The sequence below is a fragment of the Paraburkholderia terrae genome, assembly GCF_002902925.1.
Classification (GTDB): domain Bacteria; phylum Pseudomonadota; class Gammaproteobacteria; order Burkholderiales; family Burkholderiaceae; genus Paraburkholderia; species Paraburkholderia terrae.
Map to the genome: position 1 here is coordinate 691,492 of NZ_CP026113.1, position 14,874 is coordinate 706,365.

Annotated in this window: 15 protein-coding genes; all 15 read left to right on the forward strand. The window is 63.3% G+C overall.

Annotation, left to right across the window (positions count from 1 at the left end):
* Nucleotides 1-182: 182 nt before the first annotated feature.
* The 15 genes from accB to C2L65_RS33005 all read left to right on the forward strand — a co-directional run bounded on the left by accB (nt 183) and on the right by C2L65_RS33005 (nt 14,657).
* Nucleotides 183-689, forward strand: a complete 507-nt coding sequence (gene accB / locus C2L65_RS32935) for an acetyl-CoA carboxylase biotin carboxyl carrier protein (RefSeq protein WP_042306003.1) — start codon at nt 183-185, stop codon at nt 687-689.
* Between the two features lie 6 nt (nt 690-695).
* Nucleotides 696-2,048: an acetyl-CoA carboxylase biotin carboxylase subunit gene (gene accC / locus C2L65_RS32940; protein WP_042306002.1), complete on the forward strand. Its 1,353-nt coding sequence runs from the start codon at nt 696-698 to the stop codon at nt 2,046-2,048.
* An 83-nt stretch (nt 2,049-2,131) separates the two neighbouring features.
* Complete coding sequence (gene pxpB / locus C2L65_RS32945; protein WP_042306095.1) at nt 2,132-2,803, forward strand: 5-oxoprolinase subunit PxpB; 672 nt, start codon at nt 2,132-2,134, stop codon at nt 2,801-2,803.
* Nucleotides 2,800-3,807, forward strand: coding sequence for a 5-oxoprolinase subunit C family protein (locus tag C2L65_RS32950; RefSeq protein WP_042306001.1), 1,008 nt, complete (start codon nt 2,800-2,802; stop codon nt 3,805-3,807). The genes pxpB and C2L65_RS32950 overlap by 4 nt, the downstream gene beginning before the upstream one ends.
* A 3-nt stretch (nt 3,808-3,810) precedes the next feature.
* Nucleotides 3,811-4,260: an acetyl-CoA carboxylase biotin carboxyl carrier protein gene (locus C2L65_RS32955; RefSeq protein ID WP_042306000.1), complete on the forward strand. Its 450-nt coding sequence runs from the start codon at nt 3,811-3,813 to the stop codon at nt 4,258-4,260.
* Between the two features lie 53 nt (nt 4,261-4,313).
* Nucleotides 4,314-5,081: a LamB/YcsF family protein gene (locus tag C2L65_RS32960; RefSeq protein WP_042305999.1), complete on the forward strand. Its 768-nt coding sequence runs from the start codon at nt 4,314-4,316 to the stop codon at nt 5,079-5,081.
* A gap of 137 nt (nt 5,082-5,218) precedes the next feature.
* On the forward strand, nt 5,219-5,977 hold the full coding sequence (locus tag C2L65_RS32965; RefSeq protein ID WP_042305998.1) for an SDR family oxidoreductase: 759 nt from the start codon (nt 5,219-5,221) through the stop codon (nt 5,975-5,977).
* Between the two features lie 10 nt (nt 5,978-5,987).
* Complete coding sequence (locus C2L65_RS32970; RefSeq protein ID WP_052426845.1) at nt 5,988-8,759, forward strand: phosphoenolpyruvate carboxylase; 2,772 nt, start codon at nt 5,988-5,990, stop codon at nt 8,757-8,759.
* Between the two features lie 51 nt (nt 8,760-8,810).
* Nucleotides 8,811-9,821: a 2-hydroxyacid dehydrogenase gene (locus C2L65_RS32975; RefSeq protein ID WP_042305997.1), complete on the forward strand. Its 1,011-nt coding sequence runs from the start codon at nt 8,811-8,813 to the stop codon at nt 9,819-9,821.
* Nucleotides 9,822-10,184: 363 nt separating this feature from the next.
* The gene (locus C2L65_RS32980; protein WP_042305996.1) at nt 10,185-10,886 is read left to right on the forward strand and encodes an amino acid ABC transporter permease; all 702 of its coding nucleotides are present in this window, start codon (nt 10,185-10,187) and stop codon (nt 10,884-10,886) included.
* 2 nt (nt 10,887-10,888) lie between these two features.
* Nucleotides 10,889-11,638, forward strand: a complete 750-nt coding sequence (locus tag C2L65_RS32985) for an amino acid ABC transporter permease (protein WP_042305995.1) — start codon at nt 10,889-10,891, stop codon at nt 11,636-11,638.
* Nucleotides 11,639-11,665: 27 nt separating this feature from the next.
* Complete coding sequence (locus tag C2L65_RS32990) at nt 11,666-12,394, forward strand: amino acid ABC transporter ATP-binding protein (protein ID WP_042305994.1); 729 nt, start codon at nt 11,666-11,668, stop codon at nt 12,392-12,394.
* Nucleotides 12,395-12,518: 124 nt separating this feature from the next.
* A complete protein-coding gene (locus tag C2L65_RS32995; RefSeq protein ID WP_233446702.1) occupies nt 12,519-13,334 on the forward strand; it encodes a transporter substrate-binding domain-containing protein in 816 nt (271 codons plus the stop codon).
* A gap of 16 nt (nt 13,335-13,350) precedes the next feature.
* The gene (locus tag C2L65_RS33000) at nt 13,351-13,848 is read left to right on the forward strand and encodes a gluconokinase (protein WP_233446703.1); all 498 of its coding nucleotides are present in this window, start codon (nt 13,351-13,353) and stop codon (nt 13,846-13,848) included.
* Nucleotides 13,849-13,901: 53 nt separating this feature from the next.
* The gene (locus tag C2L65_RS33005; RefSeq protein WP_174485043.1) at nt 13,902-14,657 is read left to right on the forward strand and encodes a glucose 1-dehydrogenase; all 756 of its coding nucleotides are present in this window, start codon (nt 13,902-13,904) and stop codon (nt 14,655-14,657) included.
* The last annotated feature ends 217 nt before the right edge of the window (nt 14,658-14,874 follow it).

Consider the following 14,874-nt stretch of genomic DNA (forward strand, 5'->3'; position numbering starts at 1 on the left):
GCGCAATTTTTCTGCGCCGGATACATTGAGTCCATCGCCAATCGCCCGGTGCAGCAAGCCGGTGCGACACGGCTTGCCGTCGAGCTGGCGACACCAACGGCCCCGAATCCGGGGTGTCGTGCAGCCGCGGTGTTTCGCGCACGCAAGCAATGCGGCGTGCGCCTAACCGGCTACGGACTCAAATGGATCTTCAGAAGATAAAGGCACTGATTGACCTGCTGGCGGAATCGCCGTTAGAAAGGCTCGAAGTGATCGAGGGCGAGGAGCGGGTCAAGCTTGTCAAGGCCAAGCGTCGCGGCAAGCGCGGCCATGCGCAGCGCGGCAGCGATGACGCCGTCGGGATGGCGCAACCGTTCGAAGAAGTCGCGCAGGCCGCCGATGCAGCGCCTTTCGCCAATAGCGACGCAGCCACACCCACCATTGCAGCCGCACAAGCTGAGACAGCCGATGCGCAAGCGCAACTGGTCCGCGCACCGATGTTCGGCATCGTTCATCTCACGCCGTCGCCCGGTGAGCCGCCGTTCGTTCAGGTCGGCGACACCGTCGACGAAGGTCAGGTGTTATGCACGATCGAAGCGATGAAGATGTTCAACGCGATCGAGTCCGATTGCCGCGGCACGGTGCGCGAGGTGCTGGTTGCGCCCGGTGGCGAAGTGGAATCCGGTCAACCGCTGTTTCGTATCGGCTGATCGATCATGTTCAACAAGGTACTGATTGCCAATCGCGGCGAAATCGCACTTCGCATCCAGCGCGCGTGCCGTGAGCTGGGCGTGAAAACGGTCGCGGTCTATTCCGAGCCGGACGCTGACGCGCGGTACGTGCGTCTTGCCGACGAGGCGCTGTGCATCGGTCCTGCGTCGCCGGGCCAGAGCTATCTGAACCAGGCCGCGATCCTGTTTGCGGCTCACGTGAGCGGCGCGCAAGCGGTTCATCCCGGTTACGGTTTCCTCTCCGAAAACGCGGACTTTGCGACGGCAGTCGAAGCGGCGGGCATGACCTTCATTGGCCCTGCGCCGGATTCGATCCGCGCGATGGGCGACAAGGTCGCCGCCAAGCGTGCGATGCGCGCAGCGGGCGTGCCCTGTGTGCCAGGCCCTGACGGCGGCTTGCCCGATGATCCCGACGCGATCATGAGAATCGCCGAAGAGATCGGCTTCCCAGTGATCGTGAAAGCGGCGGGCGGCGGTGGCGGGCGTGGCATGCGCGTCGTGCATGAGCCGGGGCAACTGCTGGAAGCCGTCAACGTGACGCGCGAAGAGGCGCGCCGCGCGTTCGGCAAGCCGGAGCTTTATGTCGAGAAATTCCTCGAACAGCCGCGCCATGTCGAAATCCAGGTGTTGTGCGATACGCATGGCAATGCGCTGTGGCTGGGTTCGCGCGATTGCTCGCTGCAACGCCGGCATCAGAAAGTGCTGGAAGAAGCGCCCGCGCCGGGCATCGATCCTGATCTGATCCGCCGTGTCGGCGAACGTTGCGCGCAAGCGTGCCGGCAGATCGGCTATCGCGGCGCGGGCACCTTCGAGTTCCTGTTCGAAGCGGGCCGCTTCTACTTCATCGAAATGAATACGCGCTTGCAGGTCGAACATCCCGTGACGGAGATGACCTCGGGCATCGATATCGTGCGTGAGCAGATTCGCATCGCGCAAGGTCACGCGCTGGCCGTGAAGCAGAGCGATATCAGCACGCAGGGACACGCGCTGGAATGCCGGATCAACGCGGAAGATCCGTTCTCGTTCGTGCCTTGCCCCGGGAAGATCGACGTGTGGGAGCAGCCGGGCGGCAACGGCGTGCGGGTGGATTCGCACATGAGCAGCGGTTGCGTCGTGCCGCCGTACTACGACTCGCTGATCGCCAAGGTCATCACGCACGGCGCGACACGCGACGAGGCGTTGTCACGCATGCGTATTGCGCTGTCGGAGTTGCGGGTGGAAGGTATCCGCACCAACGTGCCGCTGCATCAAACGATGCTCGGCGACGCAGGGTTCGTCGCAGGTGGAGTCGATATACATCATCTGGAGCGCTGGCTCGCAGAAAGGACACAGGCATGACGCTGACCATTGAGCATGCGTCGATGAGCGACGCAGCCGCTCCCGGCGGGCGTCAACAAGACGCGAGACAGACGGTGGCCGCAATGAACCGCGATGAACCCGAGCAGCAGCTGATGATCAGCATGCTGGGCACCACGGCCATGCTGTTCGAGGCGCCGGGCGCACTCGATCTGCCCGCGCAACGGCGCATCTGGTCGCTCGCCCGCGAAGTCGAAACGTGGCCGGGCGTGCGCGAAGCCGTGCCGGGCGTGACCAACCTGATGTTGACCTTCGCGCGGCCGCCCGTCGACCCCGACGCGCTCGCCGACAGATTGCGCGACGCGTGGTCGAAGGCGGGCGAATTGATCATCGAAGGCAAGGTGGTCGAACTGCCCGTCGTCTATGGCGGCGAGTTTGGGCCACATCTGCAGGATGTCGTCGATCACACGGGGCTGTCCGTCGACGAGGTCGTGCAGTTGCACTGTGCGCCGCTCTATACCGTCTATGCACTCGGCAGCCATCCCGGCTACTGCTATCTCGGCGGGATGGACCCGCGCATCGCGACGCCGCGTCGCAAGGTGCCCGTGTTGGGCCTGCCCGGCGGCGCCGTGTCGATTGGCGGCGTGCAGACGGGCGTGTCGGCATCGACGGGGCCGAGCGGCTGGAACACGATCGGCCATACGTCGATGGTCTTCTTCGATCCGTCGCGCGAGAACCCCGCCACACTCGCACCCGGCGACATGATCCGTTTTTGCGTCGAGAGGATTATCCGATGATCGAGGTACTGTCTTCATCCGCGCTGGCCACCGTGCAGGACCAGGGGCGCGACGGCTATCTGCGCTACGGCGTCGGCACGGCGGGCGCGATGGATCGCCTCGCGCTCTCAGTCGGCAATCTGTTGCTCGGCAATCCCGACGACGCCGCCAGCATCGAAATTCCGATGTTTCCGTTTCGCATCCGCTTTCTGGAAGACCTCGACTTTGCGATCACGGGCGCCGACTGCGCCTCGCGGCTGGGCGAACGCCCCGTGCTGCCGTGGTGGACGACGCACGCGAAAAAGGGCGATGTGCTGACCATCGGTGTGCCGAACCACGGCACGCGCTGCTATCTGTCGCTCGCGGGCGGCGTGGACGTGCCCGTCGTGCTCGGCTCGCGCAGCACGCAGTTGCGCGGCGAGTTCGGCGGTCACGAAGGGCGTCAGTTGAAGAAGGGCGATGTGCTCAAGGCGATCGGCTTGATCGACCCGGCGGAGAACGCTGCGGCTGCGCGCAGTGCGGGCTTTGGCACGGTGCCGCCGGAACATGCGCTGCCCGCGCCCGTTTCCGTGCCGTGCGGCGAAGTAGGCGATACGGTGGTGCGCGTGTTGCCCGCCGCCGAGTACGACAGCTATCAGCCGCAATCGATCGACGCGTTCTGGCGTGAGGGCTGGAAAGTCACGCCGCAGAGCGACCGTTACGGCTACCGGCTTGCCGGTCCGACGCTGGAGCCCGTGTACCCGATAGAGAAGCGCTCGCACGGCATCGTGCCCGGCGTGATCCAGGTGCCGCACAGCGGCCAGCCGATCATCCAGTTGCGCGACGCGCAGCCGTCGGGTGGCTATCCGAAGATCGGCACGGTGATCGAAGCGGACCTGTGGCGGCTCGCTCAGGCGCGCATCGGAACCCGGGTCCGCTTTGTCCAGACGACGTATCAGGAAGCCGTTGCCGCGCTCGAGGAACTCGATCGTTACCTCACGCGGGTGCGCAATCTCGTCGGGCTGGTTCGACCGTCCAGACACTGAAACATGACACAGACAATCGAAGTGGATCTCGACGAGATCCGGCAGATCACATCATGGCTGGCTGCCAGCAATGTCGGCTTCATCGAAGTCAGCAGGCCGGGCGCGACGGTGCGCCTGAAGGTCGATGACGGACATCGTCATGACGAACGCCGTGCGCGGCCGTCGCCGAAGTTGTCGGCATCGGCCGATGCGCGTGGTACACACGCGCAAGCCGTCAACGTGACGGCAGCAACTGCGGGCGTGTTTCTCGCGGCGCACCCCGCGCGATCGACGCCGCTGGTGGAAGCGGGCGCCCGTGTCGGACAGGGCGATGTGATCGGACTGCTGCAGATCGCGCAGTTGTGCATGCCCGTGGTCGCGTCAACTGCCGGCGTGCTCACGCGCACGCTCGCTGCGCATGGTGCGACGGTCGGTTACGGCACGCCGTTGTTCGAGATCGTGCCGGGCCGCTAGATGCAGCGCGCAGTGCGCGAGCGGCCATCGGATAAGAGAATGGAGAGTGCAGAGTGGAAATAGATCTCAACGCCGACCTCGGCGAAGGCTTCGGCCCGTACAAGATGGGCGAGGACGAGGCGATGCTCGATGTCGTCTCGTCGGCGAACGTCGCGTGCGGTTTTCATGCGGGCGATCCCGTCATCATGGACCGTACCGTGCGGCTCGCGCTCGCGCGCCAGATCGAAGTGGGCGCGCATGTCGGCTTTCCCGATCTGCTGGGCTTCGGGCGCCGGCCGATTCAGGCCGATCCGCTGGAGCTGGCGAACTATGTCGTCTATCAGATGGGCGCCCTCGCGGGCATTGCGACGAGGGCGGGGCATCGCGTCACGCATATGAGCTTTCACGGCGCGCTCGGCAACATGGCGGCGGCATCGTATGAGCTGGCCGAGCCGCTGGTGCGCGCCGTCGCGGAGTTCGACCGCGACCTCATCATCAGCGTATCGACCAACACTGAAATAGAACGCGCTGCCGACCGTATCGGCATACGCACGGCGACCACGTTTCTCGCCGACCGGGCCTACGACGATCAGGGCGCGCTGGTGTCGCGCAAGCTCGAAGGCGCTGTCATCAAGGATCGCGCGGCCGTGATGGCGCGCGTCCAGGCGCTGCTCGAAGACGGCACGATCACGACCATCACGGGCAACAAGCTCAAGGTGAAGGTCCAGTCGATCCTCCTTCACGGCGATACACCGGGCGCCGTCGAACTTGCGCGCTCGGTGCGTGGCGCAATCGAATCGGCGGGCGGGCGTGTGGTGCCCGTGTCGAAGCTGGTGCGATAGCGCCGCGCCGGCCATAAGCGGGGCTTATCGCTTCAAAGCCAATCCGTCTTTGCCCCGTGTTTTCACGACGTATACATTGCTAACAGACGTATCGGACATTGCTGTGCGATACGCAGAACTTGAGACCGAGGTCATTCATGCCGTTTTCAGACTATAAGACTGCACTCGTGACGGGCGCTTCCACGGGCATGGGCGCGGCGATCGTCGAGCGCTTTTGCCGCGAAGGACTCGAAGTGCATGCGCTCGCGCGCAGCGCCGACCGCCTGAAAGAGCTGGCCGAACGCACCGGCTGCATCCCGCACGCGATCGACGTCAGCGACCTGGCTGCCGTGACGAAGCTCACGCAGGAAGTCCCGTTCGACATCGTCGTCAACAATGCCGGCGTGTCGCGCAAGGGCTCGATTCTCGATGCGGGTGTCGAGGACATCGACGTGCAGGTGGAAGTGAACCTGCAAGCGGTGCTACACATCGTTCGTCTCACGATGCCGGGCATGGTCGCCCGCGATCGCGGCCATATCGTCAACATCAGCTCGATTGCCGCGATCTACAACTTCAATGGCAATTCGATCTACCACGCGACCAAGGCGGCGATTCACGCGCTGTCGCGTCAGCTGCGCGTCGATGCGACGGGCAAGCGCGTGCGCGTGACGGAGATCTGCCCGGGGCGCGTGGCGACGGATATCTTCGGGCACGTCCACGGCAATATCGAAGAGGCGCGCAAGCAGTTCATCGACGGCTTCGAGCTACCGACACCGACCGACATTGCCGACGCCATCGCGTTCGCCATCGCCGCGCCGCTCGCGGTGAACATCAGCAACATGGAGATTCTGCCGACCTTGCAGGTGCCGGGCGGTCTCACGACGATCAAGCGGGAACCTGGCGGGCAGGCTGAATAGGGCGATCGACATGGCTGCTCAATCTGCTGCGCTGGCGGACCGGTTGCTGGCGCTCGTCGAACGTACACGCGCAAGGACGGGCGGCGATCCGTTCGGCAATCCCGTGCTCACCATCGCCTTCGAACTGATGCGGCAGATGGAGTCCGGTGAGCTGGACGATGACGACACGCGCGCGCTGATCTGCCATCTGCGCGACCATGCGTTCTCCGATCGTGCTGCGCGGATCGCCCGCTATGTCGGCGGGGTCGAGATGGGCGCGAACGATCGCGCGTTCGCCGAGGTCGCGCGCAATGTCGTGCATGCGCAGCCACAAGACTGGGACGCGTTGCGTGCGCAACTGGAACGTACGCGCTATGCGGCGGTGTTTACGGGTCATCCGACCTTTGCGTTGCCGCCGGATGTTGGACGCCATCTCGCGGAACACGCGTGCGGCGCGACACGTGAGCACTATGCGTCGCATCGTCCGGGCACGATCACCCTGATAGACGAATTCGAACAGGCAGCGATAGCCATCGCCAATGCGCGCGACGCGCTGGACCGCTTTAACGCAGCGCTGCTCGAAGCCGCACGCGAAAGGTATCGCGAGCGCTGGACGACGCTGGTGCCGAAGCCGCTCGTCGTATCGACGTGGGTCGGCTACGACACGGACGGCAGAACGGATATCGGCTGGTGGGATACGTTGCGGCTGCGACTGCGCATCAAGCGTCTGCAACTCGCGCGACTCCACGCACAGGTGGAAGCGATCGTGTGTGCGCAGCCGCTGGCGGCAAGGGTCGACGCGGCCATTGCCGCCGTCGACAGCCAGCTCGCCGCGTGTCCAGACAGCGCGGACCCGTTGGCCGTCTCGTTCTTCGCGCAGGTGCTCGTGAAAAGCCGCGACGCAGCCTGTGTTTCGTCTGCGCCGCTGCTGGGTCTGTTCGACGAAGCGATTGCCCGCGCGCCCGCGCATGAGACGCTGGCGCTGTGCGTCGCGCGTGCCGGCCTCGCTGCACACGGGCTTGCGCTTGCGCATACGCATGTGCGGCTCAACGCGACGCAACTGCACAACGCGGCGCGTCATCGCCTGAACATCACCGATCCACTCGATGCACCCGTGCGGCGCCGCGCGATGCTGGCAGCCATCAATGCCGCGCTAAACGACCTGACGCCCGTGCCCGTCGACTTCGGCGCGCTGCTGGTGGAGCAGGCAACGGCCGTGCGCATGATGATGACAGTCGCGCAGCTGGTGAAGCATATCGACAGCTCGACACCCGTGCGCTTTCTGATCGCCGAGACCGAGAGCGGTTATTCGCTGCTGTGCGCGTTGTGGCTGGCGAAGCTCTTTGGCGTCGAACGGCACATCGAGATCAGTCCGCTCTTCGAAACGGAAGACGCGCTCGAACACGGCGCGCATGTGCTCGACGAGGCGCTCAACAGTCCGCACTACCGCGCCTATCTGCAACTGCATGGACGCATCGCGCTGCAGTTCGGCTATTCGGACTCGGGGCGCTATGTCGGGCAACTCGCGGCGAGCTTTCTGATCGAGCGTCTGCGGCTGAAGATTGCGCAGACCCTCGCGCGGCATGGCATCGACGGTGTCGAAGTCGTGCTGTTCGATACGCATGGCGAAAGCATCGGGCGCGGCGCGCATCCGGGTTCGCTCGCGGACCGGCTCAAGTATCTGTCGCCTACGGCGTCGCGCCACGCGCTCAACGATGCTGGGCTCCCCGTGCGTGAAGAGAGCGCATTCCAGGGCGGCGACGGCTATCTGCTGTTCGGCACGCGCGAACTGGCCCACGCCACGGTGGCGCGGCTCGCGGAGCACGCGTTCCATCGGCCTGTCGGTCCCGTCGATGATCCCATCTACGCCGACCCCGACTTCGCGGCCGACTTCTTCGGCTCGATCCGCGCGACGATGACGGAACTGGTCGACGACGCAGGCTATACGGCGATGCTCGGCGCGTTCGGGCCGGCGCTGCTGGACCGCACGGGTTCGCGGCCTGCCGCGCGCCAGGTCGACGGCGCGGCGGCGCGCAGCCGTGTGAGTCATCCGCGCGAACTGCGGGCGATTCCAAACAACGCGATTCTTCAGCAACTGGGCTGGTTCGCCAACACGCTGTACGGAGTGGGCGCGGCGGCTGCGCGCCAGCCGGAGACGTTCGCCCAGTTGCGCGCGCACAGCCGGCGCTTCCGGCGCGCGCTCGACTTCGCGGAAAAAGCGCTTGCGCATTCGGATATCGAGGTGCTGCGGGCCGTCGTATCGACACTGGACCCTGGCATGTGGCTCGATCGCGCGTTGCACGCCACCCGTGAGGCCGACCGCGACGCATTGCTCGGCGTGGCCGCGACGCTCGATCGCATGAGTGCGTCTGCCGCTTTGCAGGCGATGTTCCGCCGCGCACTGGCCGACGATCTCGCGCTCCGCACCACGTGGCCGGATCGCGCCCGGATGAGCCATCGCGAGACCTTGCTGCACGCGTTGCGGCTCGCGCTGATCCAGCGTATCTGGCTGTTCGCGACACGCATTCCCGTGTTCGCTGCGCGGCCTGGCGTGACATCAGACGGGCTGCACCACGACGTCATCGGCCTCGACATCCCCGCTGTGATGCGCACGCTCGCCGGGATCTTCCCCGAGCACGCGGATGAATCGATGTCGCTGGACTTCGCCGAAGCGCCCGCACCCCGGGCCACGCGCGCCTATGCACGCGAGCACGCCGAAGTGTTTGCGCCGATGTCGCGGATGTATGACTGCATCCGTGAAATATCGATGGCGGTGACCCATGAAGTGGGCGCCTTCGGCTAGCCGCACGCAAGGCCGCTTTCAATCAAAACCGTATCTAGAAGGAGTATTTCCATGCGTGTACCGGTACTCGTGACCCGCGCGTCGTTCCCCGACATCGTCGATCGCCTGCGCGCGGAGTTCGATGTTTCCGACAATCCGAACGACACGATCTGGTCGCAACCCGAACTGATCGAACGGCTGCAAGGCAAAGTCGGCGCAATGACGGCGGGTAGCGACCGAATCGACGCGACGCTTCTCGATGCGTGTCCGCAACTCAAGGCCGTGTGCAACATCGGCGTTGGCTACAACAATATCGACGTGGACGCGTGTACGGCGCGCGGCGTGATCGTCACCAACACGCCGGACGTGCTCACCGAAACCACGGCCGACTTCGGCTTCGCGCTGATGATGGCCACCGCGCGTCGCATCGCCGAGTCCGAGCACTATCTGCGCGGCGGCCTGTGGACCAAAACGGGACGCTACGACATGTTCGTTGGCGGTGACGTGCATGGCTCGACGCTCGGCATTCTCGGCATGGGGCGCATCGGGCAGGCGATTGCGCGGCGCGGCGCGCTCGGCTTCGGCATGCGGGTGATCTATCACAACCGTTCACAGCTGGCCGCAGACGTCGAGCAAAGCTGCCGTGCGCATTATGTCGACAAGGACACGTTGTTGCGCGAGTCCGATCATCTGATCGTGGTCGTGCCGTATTCGGCAAGCTCTCATCATGCAATCGGCGCGACCGAACTCAAGCAGATGAAGTCGTCGGCGACGCTGACCAACATCGCACGTGGCGGCGTGGTGGACGATGCGGCGCTTGCGCTCGCGCTCAAGGAAGGCAGCATCGCGGCCGCGGGACTCGACGTGTTCGAAGGCGAGCCGTCCGTGCATCCGGCGCTGCTGGCGCAGAAGAACGTCGTGCTGACGCCGCATATCGGCAGTGCATCGGTATCGACGCGGCGGGCAATGGCATCGCTATGCGTGGACAACCTGATTGCCGCGTTGGGCCATGGTCCCGCCGCAGGCAAGCCGCCGACGCCGTTGAATCCGCAGGTGTTGTCGGGCCTGCTCGAAGTGCGTTGATCCCGGCCCATGCGACGCGTCGCCGACAGGCGCGTGTCCGCCACTGAAAACGGGTGTGCGCCGCCGTCGCGGGCGCACACCTGAAACGTTGAACGATGAGGCGTCCACAGAGCCGCCCACACCGGAGACAAAGCCATGCACGACTTCGCTCGAAGCCCCGCCACAAGCCCTCGCAGCGCATCATTCCCGAAACTTATCGCCCCAGAGGAAAGGCATCTGCAAGGGCCTTTTTTTGCGAGCTAGTATCGATTCAACCACTGCGGTTATCGACGGCCTCGGCGGATGTTTAGCGTGGCCGATACGGGACTGACAGGTCGATACGGAACGGGTGATACCTGCCTCTGATTTTTAGGGACGTGCAACATGAAACTTCATTTTGACCTCGCCACTGTGCTGCAAGGCGATTATGGGGCGCTGTTTCTCCATGGCATCGAATTGACGCTTGCGATGGCTGCGCTGGCGTGGGTGTTTTCGATGATCGTGGGCATTCTGCTGACGCTGATTCGCATGACCCACTTCCGTCCTGCGACGGCGTTCGTTGCAAGCTTCGTCGCCTATCACCGCAACGTGCCGATGCTGGTGCAGATCCTGTTCTGGTACTTCGGTATCTCGAACATCCTGCCGCAAGAGGTTCAGACACTGCTGAACGAATATAACGGCCAGTTCATCTTCGCCGTGATCGCGATTGGCCTGTGCAGTGCAGCGTATCTGTCAGAGGATATCCGCAGCGGGCTGCGTTCGATTCCGCATGGGCAGTTCGAGGCATCGCGCGCACTGGGCCTGAACTTCCTCACCGCGATGCGCCATGTCGTGCTGCCTCAAGCGCTGCGCAAGGCAATGCCGCCGATGATCAACCACACGGTGTTGCTGTTCAAGAACACGAGTCTCGCAATGGCGATCGGCGCAGCGGAACTCACGTACGTGACGCGCCAGGTCGAGAACGAAACCTTCCTCTCGTTCGAATCGTATTTCGTCGCCACTGTGGTCTACCTCGGGATCTCGCTCGTCATCATGCTTTGCGGCGCACGGATCGCGACGCACTTCCGTATTCCAGGAGTCAAGTGATCATGTTCGAAATCCTGCGCGACAACTGGACGCTTCTGCTGATCGGGCAGTATCCGCATGGTCCGCTCGGCGGCATCGTGCTGACCATTCTGCTTTCGCTGTCGGCTCTCGTCATCGCATTTCCGCTCGGCATTCTGGTTGCGCTGGCCCGCATTAGCCCATTCGCCGTGCTGCGTGCGCCCGCCACGGGGCTCGTCTATGCGGTACGCGGCGTGCCGCTGCTGATGGTGATCTTCTGGGTGTACTTCCTCGTGCCGGTTCTGACAGGTTATCCCGTCACCGGCTTCGTCACGATGTTGTGCGCGCTGGTCGTCTATGACTCCGCTTACCTTGGCGAGATCATTCGTGCGGGTATCGAGGGTTTGCCGCGCGGGCAGACGGAAGCATCGCGTGCGCTGGGCTTGAGCTACCTGAAGACGATGCGCGCCGTCATCCTGCCGCAGGCGCTGTACAACGTCGTACCGAGCATGGTCACGCAGTTCGTGTCGACCATCAAGGAAACTTCGCTCGGTTACATCATCAATGTGCAGGAAATTTCGTTCGCCGCCGATCAGATCAACAACCGCCTGCTGACCAAACCGTTTCCCGTCTATCTGATTCTCGCGCTGAGCTATTTCGTGCTGTGCTACGCGTTGACGCAGTTCGCGCAGTTCCTCGAGCGACGCGTAACCCGCAAGCGGGCCGGTGGTTCCGCAGCGAACAGGAAGGCGAGCGCGGTCGCGCTGGCTGACCCAATGCCTACCAGGAACTAGGCGCTCATTTCATTCGAGGTAAGTCGCATGATCAAATTCTCTGGCGTCAACAAATGGTATGGCGAGTATCACGCGCTCGTCGATGTCAATGCCGAAGTACGCAAAGGCGAGGTGGTCGTCGTGTGCGGCCCGTCGGGATCGGGCAAGTCGACGCTGATTCGCACCGTCAACCGGCTCGAGGAAATCAACCGTGGGCAGATTTACTTCGACGGCCAGGACATTCACGACAAGAAGCTCGGACTGAACGCCTATCGCAGCCGTATCGGCTTCGTGTTCCAGCAGTTCAACCTGTTTCCGCATCTGTCCGTACTCGACAACATCACGCTGTCGCCGATGCGCGTCAACGGGCTCAAGCGGACCGACGCGGAACGCAAGGCCAATGAACTGCTGTCGCGCGTCGGCCTGTCGAACAAGGCGGGTGCGTACCCCGCGCAGTTGTCGGGCGGGCAGCAGCAGCGCGTGGCGATTGCACGGGCGCTGGCGATGGACCCGCCCGCGATGCTGTTCGACGAGCCCACCAGCGCGCTCGACCCGGAAATGGTGGGTGAAGTGCTGAACGTGATGAAAAGCCTCGCGCAAGAGGGCATGACGATGATGTGCGTCACGCACGAGATGGGCTTCGCGCGTGAGGTGGCGGACCGCGTGTGGTTCATGGACGCGGGCAAGATTCTCGAAACGGCGCCGCCGCACGAGTTCTTCTTGCATCCGCAGCATGCGCGTGCGCAGCGATTCCTGTCGGACCTTCGCACGCATTAGCGCTGGACGTTGTTAAAAAACGGATTGAACGGCGCCCGATGGCCCGATTCCCCGGCTTTGATCGCACTACATAAACTTGAGGAGTTTCGCAATGCAGGTAAAGAAGATATATGCCGGAATCTTGATGGCGCTGGGCGCAGTCGCGTGGATGCTTCCCGCTCACGCCGATCAGCTTTCCGACGTCAAAGGTCGTGGTGAGCTGACCTGTGGCGTGTACTCGAACGTCGAGCCGTTCTCGTATCCGAATGCTCAAACGCGCCAACTGGAAGGCATGGATGTCGATCTCTGCAATGCCGTTGCGAAGCATATGGGCGTGAAGGCGAAGCTTGAACCGCTGGCGGTCGAAGCGCGCATTCCTCAACTGAAGCTGGGGCGTGTCGATATCGTCGTCGCGAATCTGGCCTATACGAAGACGCGTTCGACACAGATCGAATTCAGCGACTCGTACTATTCGACCAAAGAAGTACTGGTCGTGAAGAAGGCCGATGCCAGCAAGAAGCTGGTCGACTTCACGGGTCAGAAGATCAGTGCAGCCGATGGCTCGACTTCGGCGCAATCGATTCCTCTGTCGATCAAGGGCGGTCAGGCCGTGACCTTCCACGACACGAGCTCGGCCTTTCTGGCGCTGGAGCAGAACAAGGTAAAGGGCTTCGTCACCAATCAGATGACGGCCACGAAGATCGCGAAGCAGGTGGAAGGCACCGACGGCGCGGTGGCCATCGCGTCGGAGCCGATGCTGATCGAGCCGATCGCCGTGGGCCTGCGGCAGAACGAGCCGGCGATGCTGGCAGCCGTCAACAAGGCGCTCGGCGCAATGGAGCAGAGCGGCGAGATGACGGGCATCTTCGACAAGTGGCTCGGACCGAAGACGCCGTACGGACTTACGCGCACCGAGAAGGTTACGCCCATCAGCCAGCTCAAGTTCACGCCGGTGTCCTGATCGGGTGAATCGTAAAGTGGCACATAAAGTGGTGGTGATGGGCGTGTCGGGTTCGGGCAAATCGACGCTTGCGCTGCGGCTCGCTCAGGCGTTGAACGGCAGCTTTATCGAAGGAGACGATCATCACCTGGAGACAAGCCGCGACAAGATGCGTCGCGGGATCGCGTTGTGCGACCGCGACCGCGAGCCCTGGCTGGATCTGTTGTCAACGCGCATGGGTGGGCACTCGGGCACGGCGGTGCTGTCCTGCTCAGCGCTGAAGCGTAGCTACCGTGCGCGCCTGCGCAGCGGCGTCGACAACCTGAGGTTCGTGTTCCTGGAGATCGCACTGCCGGCCGCTGTCGCGCGCGTGTCGCAACGACGGGAACATGAATTTCCGGCCTCGCTAGTCGAGGACCAGTTCGCGGCATTGGAATCTCCCGAAGGCGAGACGAACGTGCTCTGTCTGTCTGCTGAGCAGGCAATCGAGCACAACCTGGACAAAGCGATCGAATGGATCGGCACACGCGCATGACGCAACAAAGCGCATCGAATCAAAAAGGAGTGAAGTTGAAAAGCAATCTGGAGATGTTCAATCTCACTGGACGCCGTGCATTGGTCACGGGTTCGAGCACGGGCATCGGCTTTGCCCTTGCGAAGGGCCTGGCAAACGCGGGCGCCGAAATCGTGCTGAATGCGCGCAACGAAAAGCGCCTCGCCGAAGCTGTCGCGCGCTTGCGCGACGAAGGCGCTACGGTTCACGCAGCGAGTTTCGATGTGACTTCGCCGGACGAGGTCACCACGGCCATCGCGCGCATCGAGCAGGAGGTGGGCGCGATCGACATCCTCGTCAACAACGCCGGCATGCAGCGCCGCGCACCGCTCGAACAGTTCTCGCACGGACAATGGGACGAACTGATGAAAACCAACGTCGAAAGCGTGTTCCTGGTCGGACAGGCGGTTGCCCGTCACATGATCGAGCGTAAGCGCGGCAAGATCATCAACATCTGCTCGGTGCAAAGCGAACTGGGCCGTCCCAGCATCGCCGCCTATACCGCCAGCAAGGGTGCCGTGAAGATGCTGACGAAAGGCATGGCGATTGACTGGGGGCAATACGGCATTCAGGTGAACGGTCTCGGTCCCGGCTACTTCAAGACCGAGTTGACCGAAGCGCTGGTCAAAGATGAAGTGTTCAGCAGCTGGCTGATTGGCCGCACGCCGTCACGCCGCTGGGGCGATGTCGAGGATCTGGTCGGTGCAGCGGTGTTCCTCGCGAGCAACGCTTCGAACTTCGTGAATGGACACATTCTGTATGTCGACGGGGGCGTGACGTCAACGCTATAGCATGGTCGCTGCATGTGTGGTGCGTCACCTCGTAACCGCACATGCGCGACTAACGAGTTCCCGCTTCACCATTTTTGCCACTGGATGACTTCCGCTTCCTTTGCAATGAAAGAGAGCGTTCGGTCAAGTGAGCGGGGGCGTCCTGATCGGGAGAACCTGCAGCCAGGGACTGCCGTCGATATTCGGCGGGAGTCGCTTGCTTCGCCGCCCCTTTGCG

Bases quoted from the DNA above. Each gene is read 5' to 3' on its own strand.
- accB (WP_042306003.1), top strand. From the start codon at position 183: ATGGATCTTCAGAAGATAAAGGCACTGATTGACCTGCTGGCGGAATCG.
- accC (WP_042306002.1), top strand. From the start codon at position 696: ATGTTCAACAAGGTACTGATTGCCAATCGCGGCGAAATCGCACTTCGC.
- pxpB (WP_042306095.1), top strand. From the start codon at position 2,132: ATGAACCGCGATGAACCCGAGCAGCAGCTGATGATCAGCATGCTGGGC.
- C2L65_RS32950 (WP_042306001.1), top strand. From the start codon at position 2,800: ATGATCGAGGTACTGTCTTCATCCGCGCTGGCCACCGTGCAGGACCAG.
- C2L65_RS32955 (WP_042306000.1), top strand. From the start codon at position 3,811: ATGACACAGACAATCGAAGTGGATCTCGACGAGATCCGGCAGATCACA.
- C2L65_RS32965 (WP_042305998.1), top strand. From the start codon at position 5,219: ATGCCGTTTTCAGACTATAAGACTGCACTCGTGACGGGCGCTTCCACG.
- C2L65_RS32970 (WP_052426845.1), top strand. From the start codon at position 5,988: ATGGCTGCTCAATCTGCTGCGCTGGCGGACCGGTTGCTGGCGCTCGTC.
- C2L65_RS32975 (WP_042305997.1), top strand. From the start codon at position 8,811: ATGCGTGTACCGGTACTCGTGACCCGCGCGTCGTTCCCCGACATCGTC.
- C2L65_RS32980 (WP_042305996.1), top strand. From the start codon at position 10,185: ATGAAACTTCATTTTGACCTCGCCACTGTGCTGCAAGGCGATTATGGG.
- C2L65_RS32985 (WP_042305995.1), top strand. From the start codon at position 10,889: ATGTTCGAAATCCTGCGCGACAACTGGACGCTTCTGCTGATCGGGCAG.
- C2L65_RS32990 (WP_042305994.1), top strand. From the start codon at position 11,666: ATGATCAAATTCTCTGGCGTCAACAAATGGTATGGCGAGTATCACGCG.
- C2L65_RS32995 (WP_233446702.1), top strand. From the start codon at position 12,519: ATGGCGCTGGGCGCAGTCGCGTGGATGCTTCCCGCTCACGCCGATCAG.
- C2L65_RS33005 (WP_174485043.1), top strand. From the start codon at position 13,902: ATGTTCAATCTCACTGGACGCCGTGCATTGGTCACGGGTTCGAGCACG.